14 protein-coding genes are annotated in these 14,622 nt (G+C 73.4%); 6 read left to right on the top strand and 8 right to left on the bottom strand.

The window, feature by feature from the left end; genetic code table 11:
- Positions 1-132: 132 nt before the first annotated feature.
- Positions 133-1,236: a hypothetical protein gene (locus ACFVZH_RS09970; RefSeq protein WP_384895166.1), complete on the bottom strand. Its 1,104-nt coding sequence runs from the start codon at positions 1,234-1,236 to the stop codon at positions 133-135.
- A gap of 72 nt (positions 1,237-1,308) precedes the next feature.
- On the opposite strand from ACFVZH_RS09970, the gene ACFVZH_RS09965 reads away from it, so the two are divergent.
- Positions 1,309-2,463 carry a cystathionine gamma-synthase gene (locus ACFVZH_RS09965; RefSeq protein ID WP_384895164.1) on the top strand — a complete coding sequence of 385 codons (1,155 nt, stop codon included), beginning with the start codon at positions 1,309-1,311 and terminating at the stop codon, positions 2,461-2,463.
- Positions 2,464-2,613: 150 nt separating this feature from the next.
- On the opposite strand, the gene ACFVZH_RS09960 is transcribed toward ACFVZH_RS09965, so the two are convergent.
- From ACFVZH_RS09960 to ACFVZH_RS09950, 3 genes are all read right to left on the bottom strand, one after another.
- Positions 2,614-2,865, bottom strand: coding sequence for a hypothetical protein (locus ACFVZH_RS09960; protein WP_384895162.1), 252 nt, complete (start codon positions 2,863-2,865; stop codon positions 2,614-2,616).
- Positions 2,862-3,338 (bottom strand): sigma factor-like helix-turn-helix DNA-binding protein, encoded by a 477-nt coding sequence (locus ACFVZH_RS09955; protein WP_384895160.1) that lies wholly within the window; start codon positions 3,336-3,338, stop codon positions 2,862-2,864. Before ACFVZH_RS09955 ends, ACFVZH_RS09960 begins: the two co-directional genes overlap by 4 nt.
- Positions 3,339-3,473: 135 nt before the next feature.
- Positions 3,474-4,025 carry a MarR family winged helix-turn-helix transcriptional regulator gene (locus ACFVZH_RS09950; protein ID WP_384895158.1) on the bottom strand — a complete coding sequence of 184 codons (552 nt, stop codon included), beginning with the start codon at positions 4,023-4,025 and terminating at the stop codon, positions 3,474-3,476.
- A 149-nt stretch (positions 4,026-4,174) separates the two neighbouring features.
- Here ACFVZH_RS09950 and ilvA point away from each other — a divergent pair, with 149 nt between their 5' ends.
- The 3 genes from ilvA (at position 4,175) to ACFVZH_RS09935 (ending at position 7,387) form a co-directional block, all read left to right on the top strand.
- Complete coding sequence (gene ilvA / locus ACFVZH_RS09945; protein WP_384895156.1) at positions 4,175-5,404, top strand: threonine ammonia-lyase; 1,230 nt, start codon at positions 4,175-4,177, stop codon at positions 5,402-5,404.
- Between the two features lie 100 nt (positions 5,405-5,504).
- The gene (locus ACFVZH_RS09940; RefSeq protein ID WP_384895154.1) at positions 5,505-6,542 is read left to right on the top strand and encodes an ATP-binding cassette domain-containing protein; all 1,038 of its coding nucleotides are present in this window, start codon (positions 5,505-5,507) and stop codon (positions 6,540-6,542) included.
- Positions 6,539-7,387 carry an ABC transporter permease gene (locus ACFVZH_RS09935; RefSeq protein ID WP_384895152.1) on the top strand — a complete coding sequence of 283 codons (849 nt, stop codon included), beginning with the start codon at positions 6,539-6,541 and terminating at the stop codon, positions 7,385-7,387. The genes ACFVZH_RS09940 and ACFVZH_RS09935 overlap by 4 nt, the downstream gene beginning before the upstream one ends.
- Positions 7,388-7,412: 25 nt before the next feature.
- Here ACFVZH_RS09935 and ACFVZH_RS09930 read toward each other — a convergent pair whose 3' ends face one another.
- The 4 genes from ACFVZH_RS09930 to ACFVZH_RS09915 all read right to left on the bottom strand — a co-directional run bounded on the left by ACFVZH_RS09930 (position 7,413) and on the right by ACFVZH_RS09915 (position 13,393).
- On the bottom strand, positions 7,413-9,701 hold the full coding sequence (locus ACFVZH_RS09930; RefSeq protein WP_384895150.1) for a protein kinase: 2,289 nt from the start codon (positions 9,699-9,701) through the stop codon (positions 7,413-7,415).
- Positions 9,702-9,705: 4 nt separating this feature from the next.
- Positions 9,706-12,195: a PQQ-binding-like beta-propeller repeat protein gene (locus tag ACFVZH_RS09925; RefSeq protein ID WP_384895149.1), complete on the bottom strand. Its 2,490-nt coding sequence runs from the start codon at positions 12,193-12,195 to the stop codon at positions 9,706-9,708.
- Between the two features lie 110 nt (positions 12,196-12,305).
- A complete protein-coding gene (greA, locus tag ACFVZH_RS09920; protein ID WP_384895147.1) occupies positions 12,306-12,803 on the bottom strand; it encodes a transcription elongation factor GreA in 498 nt (165 codons plus the stop codon).
- Between the two features lie 188 nt (positions 12,804-12,991).
- The gene (locus ACFVZH_RS09915; protein WP_384895145.1) at positions 12,992-13,393 is read right to left on the bottom strand and encodes a DUF4307 domain-containing protein; all 402 of its coding nucleotides are present in this window, start codon (positions 13,391-13,393) and stop codon (positions 12,992-12,994) included.
- Positions 13,394-13,491: 98 nt separating this feature from the next.
- Here ACFVZH_RS09915 and mca point away from each other — a divergent pair, with 98 nt between their 5' ends.
- On the top strand, positions 13,492-14,373 hold the full coding sequence (gene mca, locus ACFVZH_RS09910) for a mycothiol conjugate amidase Mca (RefSeq protein ID WP_384895143.1): 882 nt from the start codon (positions 13,492-13,494) through the stop codon (positions 14,371-14,373).
- Complete coding sequence (locus tag ACFVZH_RS09905) at positions 14,366-14,611, top strand: hypothetical protein (RefSeq protein ID WP_384895141.1); 246 nt, start codon at positions 14,366-14,368, stop codon at positions 14,609-14,611. Before mca ends, ACFVZH_RS09905 begins: the two co-directional genes overlap by 8 nt.
- The last annotated feature ends 11 nt before the right edge of the window (positions 14,612-14,622 follow it).

The raw sequence follows: 14,622 nt of genomic DNA, 5'->3' as shown, positions 1-14,622 counted from the left end.
AGCCGTGGGGGTGCCCGGAGTATGGCCCACCTCGACTTCCGTCGTCCACACGGTTCCCGCAGGTGGGCGCGGTCGATACGGCGACGGGGCGCACCACAGGCCGAGCCCCGGCGCGCCCCCGTGCCCCGCCCGTCAGCGCGGCAGCGTCGCCGGGCTCCCGCCGTTCGCCTCGTACCCGGCGACCGCCAGGTTCCGGAAGACCGTGTACAGCTCCGCCGGGTCCCCGCTCAGCGTCCACGGCACCGCGCCCACGTGCCCGTCGACCCGCACCAGCTGGTGCATGGCCTCCGTCCAGCGCTCGGCCCGCACGAGGAACCAGACGAGCAGATGGCGGACGTGCGCGAGCATGGGGTCGTCGTGCCGGGCGGAGTGGACCGCGTACAGCGCGCCGTCGATCGCCTTGGCCACCACCGCCGTACGGAAGAAGTCCTGGACGAGGACGACGTCGGGCACGTGCTCGTGCACCGCGAACAGGGGCAGCGCGGCGAGCAGCGAGCCGCGCGGGGCGCGGGCGGCGGCCGTCGTCGCGAAGTGGTCGGCCTCCTCGCGGGAGCCGTGCCACTTCTCGCACCAGTAGTGCAGCGCCGCCAGATGCGCCCCCATGTGCTCCGGCGCGCGGTCGATGACCTTCGCCCACACCTGGTCGAACTGCTCGTGGGGGTAGCCGAGTCCGCGGGCCACGGCCAGTTCCACGATGTACGGCACGGGGTCGCCGGGCGCGAGCAGCGCGGCCTCGCCGGCGACCTTCCGCGCCTCTTCGAGGATGATCCGGAAGTCGTCGGTGCCGGCCGACGAGGAGCGCCACGCCTGCTGCACCAGGAACTCGGCGTGCACGGCCGCGCCGCCCGGGTCCTTCGGCGCCTCGGCCCGCCACGCCCGCAGCCACGCGCCGCCGACGCCCGGCCTCTCCTGGAGTTCGAGGGACGCGGCGCCCGCGAACGCCTGGACGCGCTGCCAGCGCACCTCGCCCGCCTTGTCCGTGCCGGCGAGCAGCTGGGCGGCCGCCCGCCAGTCCTGGGTGGCCTGGACGACGTCGAGCACGTCGAGCAGGTCGTCGTCCGCGCCCGGCAGCCGTACGTCCTGGTCCTCCTGCCGCACGAACCCGTACGCCTCCGGGTCCGCCGCGTCCGGTGAACCCGGCGCGACCACCCGGATGCCGCCCCGGCGGCGCAGCACGTAGGGGCCGAGGACGCCGAACAGCAGCCCCAGCGCGATCAGGAACCAGAGAATCTCCATGTGTCCATTGTCCAGGACACCCGATGAGACGATCGCGGCGCCGGGGTGTGCGCGGGACTACGCTCCTGACTCATGAGCGACCAGCACACCCATCAGAACTTCGAGACCCGCGCGATCCATGCGGGCAACACCGCCGACCCGCTGACCGGCGCGGTCGTCCCGCCCATCTACCAGGTGTCCACCTACAAGCAGGACGGTGTGGGCGGGCTGCGCGGCGGATACGAGTACAGCCGCAGCGCCAACCCGACGCGCACCGCCCTGGAGGAGAACCTGGCGGCCCTGGAGGGCGGCCGCCGCGGTCTGGCCTTCGCCTCCGGCCTGGCCGCCGAGGACTGCCTGCTGCGGACGCTTCTCGCGCCCGGCGACCACGTCGTCATCCCGAACGACGCCTACGGCGGCACCTTCCGGCTCTTCGCCAAGGTCGTGCAGCGCTGGGGCGTGGACTTCTCGGTGGCGGACACCTCCGACATCGAGTCGGTGCGGGACGCCGTCAACGACCGTACGAAGCTGATCTGGGTCGAGACCCCGTCGAACCCGCTCCTCGGCATCACCGACATCGAGGCCGTCGCGGGCGTCGCCCGCCAGGCCGGCGTGAAGCTCGTCGTCGACAACACCTTCGCGTCGCCGTACCTCCAGCAGCCGCTGGCCCTCGGCGCCGACGTGGTCGTGCACTCGCTCACCAAGTACATGGGCGGTCACTCGGACGTCGTCGGCGGCGCCCTGGTGACGGCCGACGAGGCGCTCGGCGAGGAACTGGCGTACCACCAGAACGCGATGGGCGCCGTCGCCGGCCCCTTCGACTCGTGGATCGTGCTCCGCGGCATCAAGACCCTCGCCGTGCGCATGGACCGCCACAGCGAGAACGCGGCGAAGATCGTCGAGATGCTGACCCAGCACCCGAAGGTCTCCCAGGTCCTCTACCCGGGCCTTCCGGAGCACCCGGGCCACGAGGTCGCGGCCAAGCAGATGCGCTCCTTCGGCGGCATGATCTCCTTCCGCGTCGAGGGCGGCGAGGAGGCGGCGGTCGAGGTCTGCAACCGCGCGAAGCTCTTCACCCTCGGCGAGTCCCTGGGCGGTGTCGAGTCGCTCATCGAGCACCCGGGCCGCATGACCCACGCGAGCGTCGCGGGCTCCGCCCTGGAGGTCCCGGCCGACCTGGTCCGCCTGTCGGTGGGCATCGAGAACGTCGACGACCTGCTGGCGGACCTGCGCCAGGCGCTGGGCTAGCAGCCACCGAGGGCCCGGGCACCCGCGAGGGGGTCCGGGCCCTCCGTCGTCCCCGGGCCCGGGCGACAGGCCCTTCGCCCGGGGACAGGCCCTTCCGGCCTGGGCGACAGGCCCTTCCGGCCCGGGCGGCGGTTCCTTCCGGGCCCGTCCTCACCACCCTTCGAGCGGCGGTGTCGTCGCCGCCGGCGGGACCTCCCACGGCCGGGTCGCCGAGGCCCACACCACGAACGCGAGCGCGGCGACCGCGCACACCGCCCACAGGACCCGGCGTACGGTGCGGGCGCGCCGGCGGAGCCGGGCCCCGCGCGCGGCGGCCCGCAGCGACAGGTCGCCGGGCAGCGGCGGGTGCGGGGTGTCGAGCAGCCGCCGCACCGCCGCCTCCTTGTCCTCGTGCCGGCTCACGCGGCGGCCCCCGTGCCGCGCCGGGCGGCGGCCCGCAGGGTGGCGACGGAGCGGGCGCAGACCGCGCGGACGCGCGCCTCGGAGAGTCCGAGCAGGGCCGCGGTCTGCTCCTCGGCGACGCCCTCGTACAGCCGGAGGACGACGACGAGCCGTTCCTGCGGCGCGAGGACGGAGAGCACCCCGCCGTGGCCGCCGTGGTGCCGCCACGCGGTGCGCGCGAAGCGGGCGGCGAGGTCGCGGCGGGTGATGTCGTACGGGTCCTCGTCGTGCAGCCGGCCCCACACCGCGTAGGTGTGCGCGAGGGCGGCGGTCAGCAGTTCCTGGGCGTACGGGTTGCGGGCGCGGGTCTCCGCGGTGAGCAGGGTCGCGGCGTGCAGCAGCCGGCCCGCCGCCCCGGCCACGAACGCGTCGAACTCCCGGGTGCGGTAGGCGCGTTCGCGTTCGCTCCGGCTCTCGCCCCGCTGCGCTGCCACGTCCTCATATGAGGACAGTGCGCGGGCGGGGTCAAGGGGTCGGCACCCACTCGCTCCCGGCCCCGGCCCGCGTCCGGCCCGCGCTCGACCTCCGCCCGGCCCGCGCCCGGCCTCTTCGCGGTCCGGGCGCGGCCCCTACTCCGTCCCGGTCCCCGTCCCGTCCGGGGCCTCCGCCGCCGGGCCGCCCGTGCCGGTGGCCGCGGCCGCCGCGTGCCCCGACTGCCGTGCGGACAAAGCGGTGTTGAAGCGGGTGAGCAGCGTGCAGAAGGACTCCCGCTCGTCCGGCGTCCAGCCCTCCGTCACCTCGACCATGAGCTGGCGGCGCGAGGAGCGGACCTCCTCCAGCCGCGCGAGGCCGCGCGGCGAGAGCTGGAGCACGACCGCGCGCCCGTCCTCGGGGTGCGAGGTGCGCTTGACGAGGCCGGTGTCGACGAGCGGCGCGACCTGCCGGGTGACGGTCGAGGAGTCGATCCCCATGCCCGCCGCGAGCGCCTTGACGCCCATCGGGCCTTCCTGGTCCAGCCTGTTGAGCAGCAGGTACGCGGCCCGGTCCATCGAGTTGCGGAGCTGCCCCGTGCCGCCGAGGCGGGTCTGCTCGGCCCGGCGGGCGAAGACGGCCACCTGGTGCTGGAGGGCGTCGAGGAGACCGGGGTCGAACTCAGTCGTCATGTCCTGAGATGTGGGCATGGCTGTGGGTCTCTCTCGTGCGGGGGTGGTCGGTTGGTGGGGGACAGAGTACGCGGCCCCGACGGGGTCCGTACCGGGGCTGCGCAAACCCGCTTCGGCACCTGTCCGCCGGGCGGCCACCAGGGCCGTGAGCTGCGAGACTTGCTGTCATGAGCTTCCGTACGCGAGACCCCTTGCACCACCTCATGCTGGACGACGTGCGGGGGGCGCAGAAGATGCTGTCCGGGGTGGCCCGGGTGACCGCGATGGAGGGCAGCCGCCATCTGTCCTCCCTGGTCGGGGCCCCGGTCCAGCTCAAGTGCGAGAACCTCCAGCGGACCGGCTCCTTCAAGCTGCGCGGGGCGTACGTGCGGATCGCCTGCCTGCGCCCCGAGGAGCGGGCGGCCGGGGTCGTCGCCGCCTCGGCGGGCAACCACGCGCAGGGCGTCGCGCTCGCCTCGAAGCTGCTGGGCGTGCGCGCGACCGTCTTCATGCCGGTCGGCGCCCCGCTGCCGAAGATCGCGGCGACCCGGGAGTACGGCGCCGACGTCCGGATGCACGGCCATGTCGTCGACGAGACGCTCGCCGCGGCGGAGCAGTACGCGCGGGAGACCGGCGCGGTCTTCATCCACCCCTTCGACCATCCCGACGTCATCGCCGGCCAGGGCACGGTCGGCCTGGAGATCCTGGAGCAGTGCCCCGAGGTCCGCACGATCCTCGTCGGCATCGGCGGCGGCGGTCTGGCGGCCGGCATCGGGCTCGCCGTGAAGTCGCTGCGCCCGGACGTGAAGGTGATCGGCGTCCAGGCGGAGGGCGCGGCCGCCTATCCGCCCTCGCTGGCGGCCGGGCATCCGGTGGTGATCGAGTCGCCGGCGACGATGGCGGACGGCATCAAGGTCGGACGGCCGGGCGACGTGCCGTTCGCGCTCATCCAGGAGTACGTCGACGAGGTCCGCACGGTCTCCGAGGACGCCCTCTCCTCCGCGCTCCTGCTCTGCCTGGAGCGGGCGAAGCTGGTCGTCGAACCGGCGGGCGCCAGCCCGGTCGCGGCCCTGCTCGCCGACCCCGGGTCCTTCCAGGGGCCGGTCGTCGCGGTCCTGTCCGGCGGCAACGTCGATCCGCTGCTCCTCCAGCGCATCCTGCGGCACGGCATGGCGGCCGGGGGCCGCTACCTGAGCCTGCGGCTGCGCGTCACGGACCGGCCGGGCGCCCTCGCGACCCTGCTCGCCGTCCTGACGGTGGTCGACGCGAACGTCCTGGACGTCGGCCACGTGCGGACCGATCCGCGCCTCGGCCTGACCGAGGCCGAGGTCGAGCTGCACCTGGAGACCAAGGGCCCGGAGCACTGCCGGGAGGTCGAGGAGGCGCTGCGGGACGCGGGGTACACGGTCCTCGGCTGACCGGTGGTCATGTGATCCCGGTCACCAATTCACTGGGCGAGGGCCGCCCCCCGCGCCTAGGATCGGACGGAAACGCCCGAATCTCCCCGGGAGTATTCCTATGCCAGGCGCGATCTACGCCGAGGGTCTGGTGAAGACCTTCGGCGACGTACGAGCACTGGACGGCGTGGACCTCGACGTACCCGAGGGCACCGTCCTGGGCCTGCTCGGCCCGAACGGCGCGGGAAAGACCACCACCGTGCGCGTCCTGACCACCCTGCTCCAGCCCGACAGCGGACGGGCCCTCGTCGCCGGGATCGACGTCCTCGAGCACCCCGACGAGGTCCGCCGCTCGATCGGCCTCTCCGGCCAGTTCGCCGCGGTCGACGAATACCTCACCGGCCGCGAGAACCTCCAGATGGTGGGGGAGCTCTACCAGATGAGGGCGAGGGCCGCGAAGGTGCGGGCCGGTGAACTCCTCGACCGGTTCCACCTCGCCGACGCCGCCGACCGCCCCGCCAAGACGTACTCCGGCGGCATGCGCCGCCGCCTCGACCTCGCGGCGGCCCTCGTCGTCGCCCCGCCGGTCATGTTCATGGACGAGCCGACCACCGGACTCGACCCCCGTAACCGGCAGGAGCTCTGGGACGTCATCAAGGAGCTCGTCGCGGGCGGTACGACCCTGCTCCTCACCACCCAGTACCTGGAGGAGGCCGACCACCTCGCCCACGACATCTGCGTCGTCGACCACGGCAAGGTCATCGCCCGCGGCACCGCCGACCAGCTCAAGGCGCAGACCGGCGGTGAACGCGTCGAGGTCGTCGTCCAGGAACCGGAGATGATCCCCGGCGCCCGGGACGTCCTCGCCCGCTACGGCGTCGCGGGCACCGGCCACGGCGAGGTCTCCGTCGAGAACCACACCCGCAGGCTCACCGTCCCCGTCACCGGCGGTGCCAAGCTGCTCGCCGAGGTCATCCGAGACCTGGACGCCGTCGGCGTCGAGATCGACGACATCGGGCTGCGCCGCCCCACCCTCGACGACGTCTTCATCTACCTCACCGGCCACGCGGCCGAGCGGGAGGAAGAGGAGAACGGCGTGGCGGTCGCCGCCGGCAGGAGCCGGAAGGACCGCAAGGACCGGAAGGAGAAGGCATCGTGACCTCCCTGACCGACACCGTCTCCGGTGACCGGAAGCCGCGCGGAGGCATCGTCCAGTCGATCAACGACTCGCTGGTCGTCACCAAGCGGAACCTGATCCGGATGACCCGCATCCCGGAGATGGTCATCTTCGGGCTCATCCAGCCCGTGATGTTCGTGGTGCTCTTCAGCTTCGTCTTCGGCGGCTCGATGAGCGTCGGCGGCGACACGGACCCGGCGGTCTACCGCGAGTTCCTGATGGCCGGCATCTTCGCCCAGACCGTCACCTTCGCCACCGCCGGAGCGGGCGCGGGCATCGCCGACGACATGCACAAGGGCCTCGTCGACCGCTTCCGCTCGCTGCCGATGGCCCGGGGCGCCGTCCTCACCGGCCGCACCCTCGCCGACCTCGTCCAGACCGCGCTGACCGTCGTCGTCCTCGCCATCGTGGGCCTGATGGTCGGCTGGCGCATCCACAACGGCATCCCCAAGGCCCTCGCCGCCTTCGCCCTGCTCCTCCTCCTCGGCTACGCCTTCTCCTGGATCGGCGCCCTCATCGGCCTGTCGGTCCGCACCCCGGAGGCGGCCACCTCCGGCGGCCTGATCTGGCTCTTCCCGGTCACGTTCGTGTCCAACGCCTTCGTCGACCCGAGCATGATGGCCGCCTGGATCCGCCCGATCGCCGAATGGAACCCGTTCAGCGCGACCGTCCAGGCGTGCCGCGAACTCTTCGGCAACCCGGGCGTCGTCCAGTCCGACGCCTGGCCGATGCAGCACCCGGTCTGGGCGTCGATCCTCTATTCGGTGCTGATCGTCGGGCTCTTCCGCTCCCTGTCGGTACGGAAGTACCGCTCGGCGACGGTGTGACCCGGCCCTTCCCCGGCCCGGCGGGTCAGGGGAGGTAGCCCGAGAGGACGAGGCCGTCGGGGAGGGAGAGGAAGGCGACCCCTCCGGCGGCCACCGCCTCCGCGGGCGCCTCCGCGCGGAAGTCGTCCGGGAAGTTGGCCTCGAAGCGCTCGTAGTCGTCGTCGTCGGAGGGGCCCGCGGCGGGCAGCGAGAAGACCTCGCTCCTGTTGACCGCGATCACGCGGTCCCCCGCGAAGTACACCGTCCGCAGGGTGCCGTCCAGGACGGTGGGCAGCAGCGACCAGCGCCGCTCGCCGCTCTCCAGGTCGTAGGCGCTCACGGTCTGGCCGCTCGCCACCGCGACCAGGCCGTCCGCGTTCACGGCGGGCCCCGCCGTCACGGCGGAACCGAAGGACCGCTTCCGCTTCAGCGTCGTCGCGTCGAGCACCGTGACGGACCCGTCCGTCGTGCCCGTGCAGAGCACGCTGCCGCTCTTCTCGTGCACGGTGAACCGCCGGCAGCCCTCCGTGCCGCGCGCCACCTCCTTGCCGGTACGGGCGTCCAGCGCCACCGGCACGACACCGAGCGGCACCAGGACCCGCCCCGCCGCCACGACCGGCTGCTCGGGCAGGGCGTCGAGCCTCGACCGCCACAGCTCCTTCCCGTCACGGAGCCGCACCGCGGTGACGAGCCCCGTCCGCTCGTCGCGCAGGTCGACGTACGTGGAGTACAGGACCCCGTCGAGGAGGTCGGTGCCCTTCACCGCCCAGTCGCGGCCGGGTGCCGCGATCCGCCTCCGCTCCCCGCCGTCCAGGACCCCGTAGGCGACCACCCCGTCCGGCCCCGTCACGTAGGCCGTGTCGCCGACGACCGCCGGGTACTGCGGCCCGCTGCGCAGCCCCTCGCCCCGGCCCGGCACCTTCCAGAGCTCCTTGCCGTCCGCCGCGGCGAGGCCGGTGACCGCGCCGCCGTTCCCGGGGCAGACCAGCACCCGGGGGGAGAGGGCGCAGGCCCCGACGCCCTGCTCGACCCCGGTCGTCCAGGGCGACCAGCCCGCCGGACGGTACGCCCGGTCCGTGCCGGCCTTGCCGAAGTCGTTGGTGCGGCCCTCGGAGCCGTACGGCAGGACGACCCGGCTCAGCGTGGCGGGGGCCGAGGCGCCGGGGCCGGCGCCGCTGCCCGGCGGTGACCCGGTGGCCCCGCCCGCGGACGCGCCGCCCTCCCCGTCCGTCCGGTTCAGCAGCACCACGCCCACGGTCGCCACCACGGCGACCGCCACCGCGGCCGCCACGACCGCGCCCCACGGGCGGCGCCGGACGGGGGCGGCGGCCGGGACCACCGGCCGGTCCGTCATCGCGGTGGGGGAGTACGGCACGACCGGGCCGAGCGTCGGCAGATCGGCCACGCCCGCACCGGACGCCGCCGCCTCCCCGACGCCCCGGGCGGCCTCCCCGTACTCGGCGAGCAGGGACAGCACCCCGCCCGGCCAGGGGAAGACCTCGGGAGCGTCCCCGCCCCCGAGCAGCGACACCAGTTCGGCCGCCGACGGCCGCCCGGCCGGGTCGAGCCGCAGGCAGTGCTCCAGTACCGGTCGCAGCTCCTCCGGAACCCCGGCCAGTTCGGCGTCCGCCCGGCTGATCCGGTAGATCACGGCGGCCATCTCGTCGTCGTGGAACGGCCCTCGGCCGCTCGCCGCGAACGCCAGCACCGCGCCCAGGCAGAACACGTCGGAGGCGGGCACCACCGCCCGGCTCCCCACCAGGTGCTCCGGCGACATGAACCCCGGCGAGCCGACCACGAGACCGGTCGACGTCAGCGCCGTCGCCTCGAAGGCGTGGGCGATGCCGAAGTCGATCAGCTTCGGCCCGGCGGCGCCGAGCAGCACGTTCGCCGGCTTGAGGTCCCGGTGCAGCACCTGTACGCCGTGCACGTCCGCCAGGGCCCCGGCGAGCGCGACTCCGAGGGCCCGGACGGCCGCGACGGGCAGCGCCCCGGACCGTACGACGGCCTCCGCGAGCGACGGCCCCGGCACGTACTCCGTCGCCAGCCACGGCGACGGCGCGTCGGCGTCCGCGTCCACGAGCCGCGCCACCCCCGGCCCGTCCACCGTCCGCGCCGCCGCGATCTCCCGCCGGAACCGGGTCCGGAAGTCCCCGTCGACCTCCAGGTCCTCGCGCACGGTCTTCACCGCGACCATCCGGTACGGATCGGCCGTCGGCTCGTCCGCCCGGCAGGCGAGGTGCACCTCGCCCATCCCGCCCGCGCCGATCCGGGCGAGCAGCCGGTAGGGGCCGACGAGACGCGGGGGCCGGCCCGGGGGCAGGGCTTCCAGCACGGAACTACTCCTTCTCGGCGGGGAGCGCGACGGAGGCGACGACGCCCTTGTCGAAGACGACGTACGCGATCCCGCCGACCGGCAGGACCTCCGGCTGCCGGATCTGCTTGAAGACGAACTCGCCGAAGTTCGGGTCGTAGTCCTCTTCCTCGGCGCGCGGCCCAGGCGCCCCCGGCACCGGCGTGACCTTGAGGCCGCCCGGCTTTCCGTCGGTGCCGAGCCGCACCGAGTACAGCGAGGAGTAGTCGGCGTACACGACCCGGTCGCCCGCGAGCAGCGGATCGGACCAGCTCTGGGCCAGGCCGGCCGGGGCCGCCGTGAGCGGGTAGGAGGCGAGTGTCGCGCCGGTCCGCGGGTCGAGGACCCGCAGCCCCTTGTCCCAGGTCACGACGGTGTGCGGGCCGACCGCCGTGGGCGCCGCCTTGCCGAGCCCGCCCGGCACCGACGCCTTCGGGGCGAGGGTGCGGGCGTCGAGCAGGTGCAGCGAGGTGTCGGTGTCGACGCCGAACCCGTCTCCGGCGCAGTATGCCGACGTGCCCAGCACCTTGAGGGTCTCGCACGCCTTGGCGTCCGGCTCGACTTGTCCGAGCTGGGTGCCCTTCCTGCCGTCGTACGACACGAGCCCGCCCTGGCTGAGGGCGTAGACGACTCCCCGCGCGTAGGCCACCGGCTCGTACGCCCGGCGGTCGGCGAAGGAGGTGGTCCCGTTGGTGAGCTCCTTCGACCAGAGCTGTCGTCCGTCGGTCAGGGAGAACGCCGTCAGGGCGGCCCGCACCCAGTCCACGTCCTGCGCGACCTCCGTCGCCGCGAAGACGATCCCGTCCGCGACCACGGGCCGGGTGTCCCAGTAACCCTGCGGCCCCTGTGCCGGCTTCTCCCACCGCACCGCGCCGGTGCGCGCGTCACGCACCTGGAGGGAGCCCCCGGCGACGAGGACCACACTGCCCTCGTGGACCGTGGGACGGGTGGCGCCCCCGGCGGGGAACGGGAAGCCCTTGGGGCTGGAGTACGTCTCGCCCGGCGTGTCCGCGGGTCGCGCGACGTCCCACAGTTTCTTCCCGCTCGCCGGGTCCAGCGCCTCGTACCGTCCGTCCGTCGTCCGGCAGACCAGCACCTTCTCCCCGGCCGAGCAGCCGAACGCGGGCGCGGTCAGCTTCGCCGTCCAGGACTTCCAGCCGGCCGGCCGCTGGGCCGCGTTCTGCGGGACGACCCCGGAGGCGTCGGCGAGCCCCCGGTCGTCGACCCCCGGCACCCGGGGAGCGGCGGGCGGCGCGGCCTTCGCCGGGGCCTGCGGCTTCCCCGGCTCCGGCCACAGGAGGTACGCGCCGACGCCGCCGGCCACGACGGCGAGGGCCAGCACGGCGGCGAGGACCCGGCGCCGGCGGGGCGGGCCGGCCGGTGTGTCCGGCCGGGCGACCGGCGCCAGCGTCGGCACGGAGTGCAGGCCGGGGAAGGCCGGGGTGACCACCGGGCCGGAGGCGGGCGCCACCTCCAGGAGCGGCCCGCCCGAGGCCACCAGCTGGGCGAGCTCCCGGCCGTACTCGCCGATGTGGTCGCGTACGCCCTCCGGCCACGGGAAGACCTTCGGTGCCGCGCCGGGCACGAGCAGCTCGGCGAGCCGCTCCGGCGCGGGCCGGGCCGCCGGGTCCAGGGCCAGGCAGGCGGCGACGACCTCCCGGAGGTCCTCCGGCACCCGGCTCAGGTCGGCCTCGGCCTGCGAGACGCGGTAGAGGACGGCGGCGAGCGGCCCGTCACCGAAGGGGTCCTCGCCGGTCGCCGCGTGGCAGAGGAGCGAGCCGAGGCAGAAGACGTCGGAGGCGGCGGTCACGTGCCGGGCCCCGGCCACGTGCTCGGGTGACATGAAGGAGGGCGTGCCGACCATCAGACCGGTCGCGGTCATGGTGGTGGCGGTGTTGCTGCGGGCGATGCCGAAGTCGATGAGGCGGGGGCCGTCGACGGAGAGCATGACGTTGCCGGGCTTGAGGTCCCGGTGCAGGACCCCGGCCCGGTGCAGGTCGGCGAGGGCCCGGGCGACGTCCGCGCCGAGCGCCCGCACGGTGGCGACGGGCAGCGGGCCGCCGCGCCGCACGGCCTGGGAGAGGCTGGGCCCGGGGACGTACGCGGTGGCCAGCCAGGGCACCTCCGCGTCGGCGTCACCGCCGACGGGCGCCGCCGCGTACCGGCTGTCGACGAGCCCGGCGACCCTGATCTCGCGCCGGAAGCGGTCCCGGAAGGCCGGGTCGCCGGCGACGTCCCGGCGGACGGTCTTCACGGCGACGAACGTGGTGCGCGCGGGCCCGTCGGAGGCACCCGGCGCGGGACGGTCCGGCGCGGGGCCACCCGGCTCGGGGCAGCCCGGTGCGGGACCGTCCGCTTCCGGGTCCCGTCCGAGGAACACCTCGCCCATGCCGCCGGCGCCGAGCCGGGCGAGTACCTCGTACGGTCCGATCTGTCGTGGCGCGTCCTCGCGCAGCGCTCCGAACACCTCGTCCATCCCCCCATGCAGACGTGTGTGACGTGACGTCAGGCCGCATCATGACATGTGCGCGCAGGACGAAGGGCCGGCCCCCTCGGGGGGCCGGCCCTTCGCTCAAGGAGTGCGGCTCAGCCGGTGTACGGCTTGGCGCCGAGGATCTTCACCGTGGCCTTCTTGCCGTTCGGCAGCTCGTACTGCGCGTCGTCACCGGCCTTCTTGCCGTTGACGCCGACGCCGAGCGGCGACTGCGGCGAGTAGGTCTCGATGACGTCGCTCGCGTACTCGCGGGAGGCGAGCAGGAAGGTCATCGTGTCGTTCTCGTCGCCGTCGAAGGCGATCGTGACGACCATGCCGGGCTCGACGACGCCGTCGTCCGCCGGCGCCTCGCCGACCTTGGCGTGCTGGAGCAGCTGGGTCAGCTGGCGGATGCGGAGCTCCTGCTTGCCCTGCTCCTCCTTGGCCGCGTGGTACCCGCCGTTCTCGCGCAGGTCGCCCTCTTCGCGTGCCGCGGCGATCTTGACGGTGATCTCGGTACGCGCGGGACCAGACAGGTACTCAAGCTCGTCCTTGAGCTTGTTGTACGCCTCCTGGGTGAGCCAGGTGACGTTGTCGCTGGTCTGGGTCACAGGTGCTCCTCGTAGGTACTGGGAATACAAAGCATCGCCCTACACGGAATGCATGGCGTCCCGGGTGGGCGAAAGTACGAGCCTAACAATGAGTGGCGAAAAGCGGGAGGACATAAACCATCAGGATGGCGTCACCCCAGGTCACCGTGGTGACCCGCCGGGACTCGTCACCCGGTCCCTACCCACCGCTACGGTGCCGTACACCCGATCAGCTCCGCGCTGGTCGCGCGGGCGGTGGTGCGGAGCGAGAAGACGCTGTCGACCCGGGTGGCGGGGTCGTCGATCCGGACGTCCTTGCGGGCCACCTCGGCACCGTCCTCCGCGCGGGAGCGCAGCGTGCAGACGCCCTTGACACCCTCGTCCTTGCGGACCTCCAGGTGGACCTGGACCTCGGTGTCGCTCACCACGTCGAACTTGATCATCTCGGCGCTGATCTTGCTGTCGACGACGTAGTGCCAGCCGAACCAGCCCATCAGGCCGAGGAAGAGGACGCCGAGCACCGCGCCGGTGATCCTGAGCTTGCGGTCGGCCCGCTCGTCCGCGGAGCGCCCGTAGCGCCCTTCGGGCAGCTGCTCTCGCACCGCGCTCATGGTCGATCCTCTCCAAGCCGGGGGTGGCGGAATTTTCACTCCCCCGATTCCGTCACTATAGAGACCTGGCTCCGCGTCGAATCACTGAGGATCGAGTCTTGACTGAGCAGCTGCGACTGATGGCCGTTCACGCCCACCCCGACGACGAGTCGAGCAAGGGTGCGGCCACGATGGCCAAGTACGTGTCCGAGGGGGTGGACGTCATCGTGGTGACGTGCACGGGCGGCGAGCGCGGCTCGGTCCTGAACCCCCAGCTTCAGGGTGACCCCTACATCGAGGAGAACATCCACGAAGTCCGCCGCAAGGAGATGGACGAGGCCCGCGAGATCCTCGGCGTCTCCCAGGAGTGGCTGGGCTTCGTCGACTCGGGTCTGCCCGAGGGCGACCCGCTGCCCCCGCTGCCGGAGGGCTGCTTCGCGCTGGAGGACGTGGACACCGCCGCCGGCGCGCTGGTCCGGCAGATCCGCTCCTTCCGTCCGCAGGTCGTCACGACCTACGACGAGAACGGCGGCTACCCGCACCCCGACCACATCATGACCCACAAGATCACGATGGTGGCCTTCGACGGCGCGGCCGACACCGAGAAGTTCCCCGAGGCCGAGTTCGGCCCGGTCTGGCAGCCCCTGAAGCTCTACTACAACCAGGGCTTCAACCTGCCCCGCACCACCGCCCTGCACGAGGCGCTCATCGCCCGCGACCTGGAGTCCCCCTACGGGGAGTGGCTGGAGCGCTGGAAGGAGTTCGAGCGCAAGCCCCGGACGCTGACCACGTTCGTGCCGTGCGCCGACTTCTTCGAGACCCGCGACAAGGCCCTGATCGCCCACCGCACCCAGATCGACCCCGACGGCGGCTGGTTCCGGGTCCCGATGGACATCCAGAAGGAGGTCTGGCCGACGGAGGAGTACGAGCTCAGCAAGGCGCTGGTCCCGACCTCCCTCCCCGAGGAAGATCTCTTCGCGGGCATCCGCGACAATGCCTGACATGAGCGCACACCTGGCACTGACCCAGCTTGTCCCCTTCGCAGCCGAAGAGCTGGACAAGAACAAGGTGACCCCCGGCGTCCTCGGCTTCGTCGTCTTCGCGGTCCTGGCCCTGGCGGTCTGGATGCTGATGAAGTCGATGAACCGGCACATGGGCCGGGTCTCCTTCGAGGAGGCCCCCGACCCCGCCGCCGGCCCGGACACCCCGGCCGCACAGGCCGGCGCCTCCGCCAAGTAACGGCCCCGCCC

This window comes from Streptomyces sp. NPDC059534, assembly GCF_042743475.1.
Classification (GTDB): domain Bacteria; phylum Actinomycetota; class Actinomycetes; order Streptomycetales; family Streptomycetaceae; genus Streptomyces.
The sequence above is the reverse complement of the archived record's forward strand: the minus strand, read 5'-3'. Positions and strand labels throughout refer to the sequence as shown.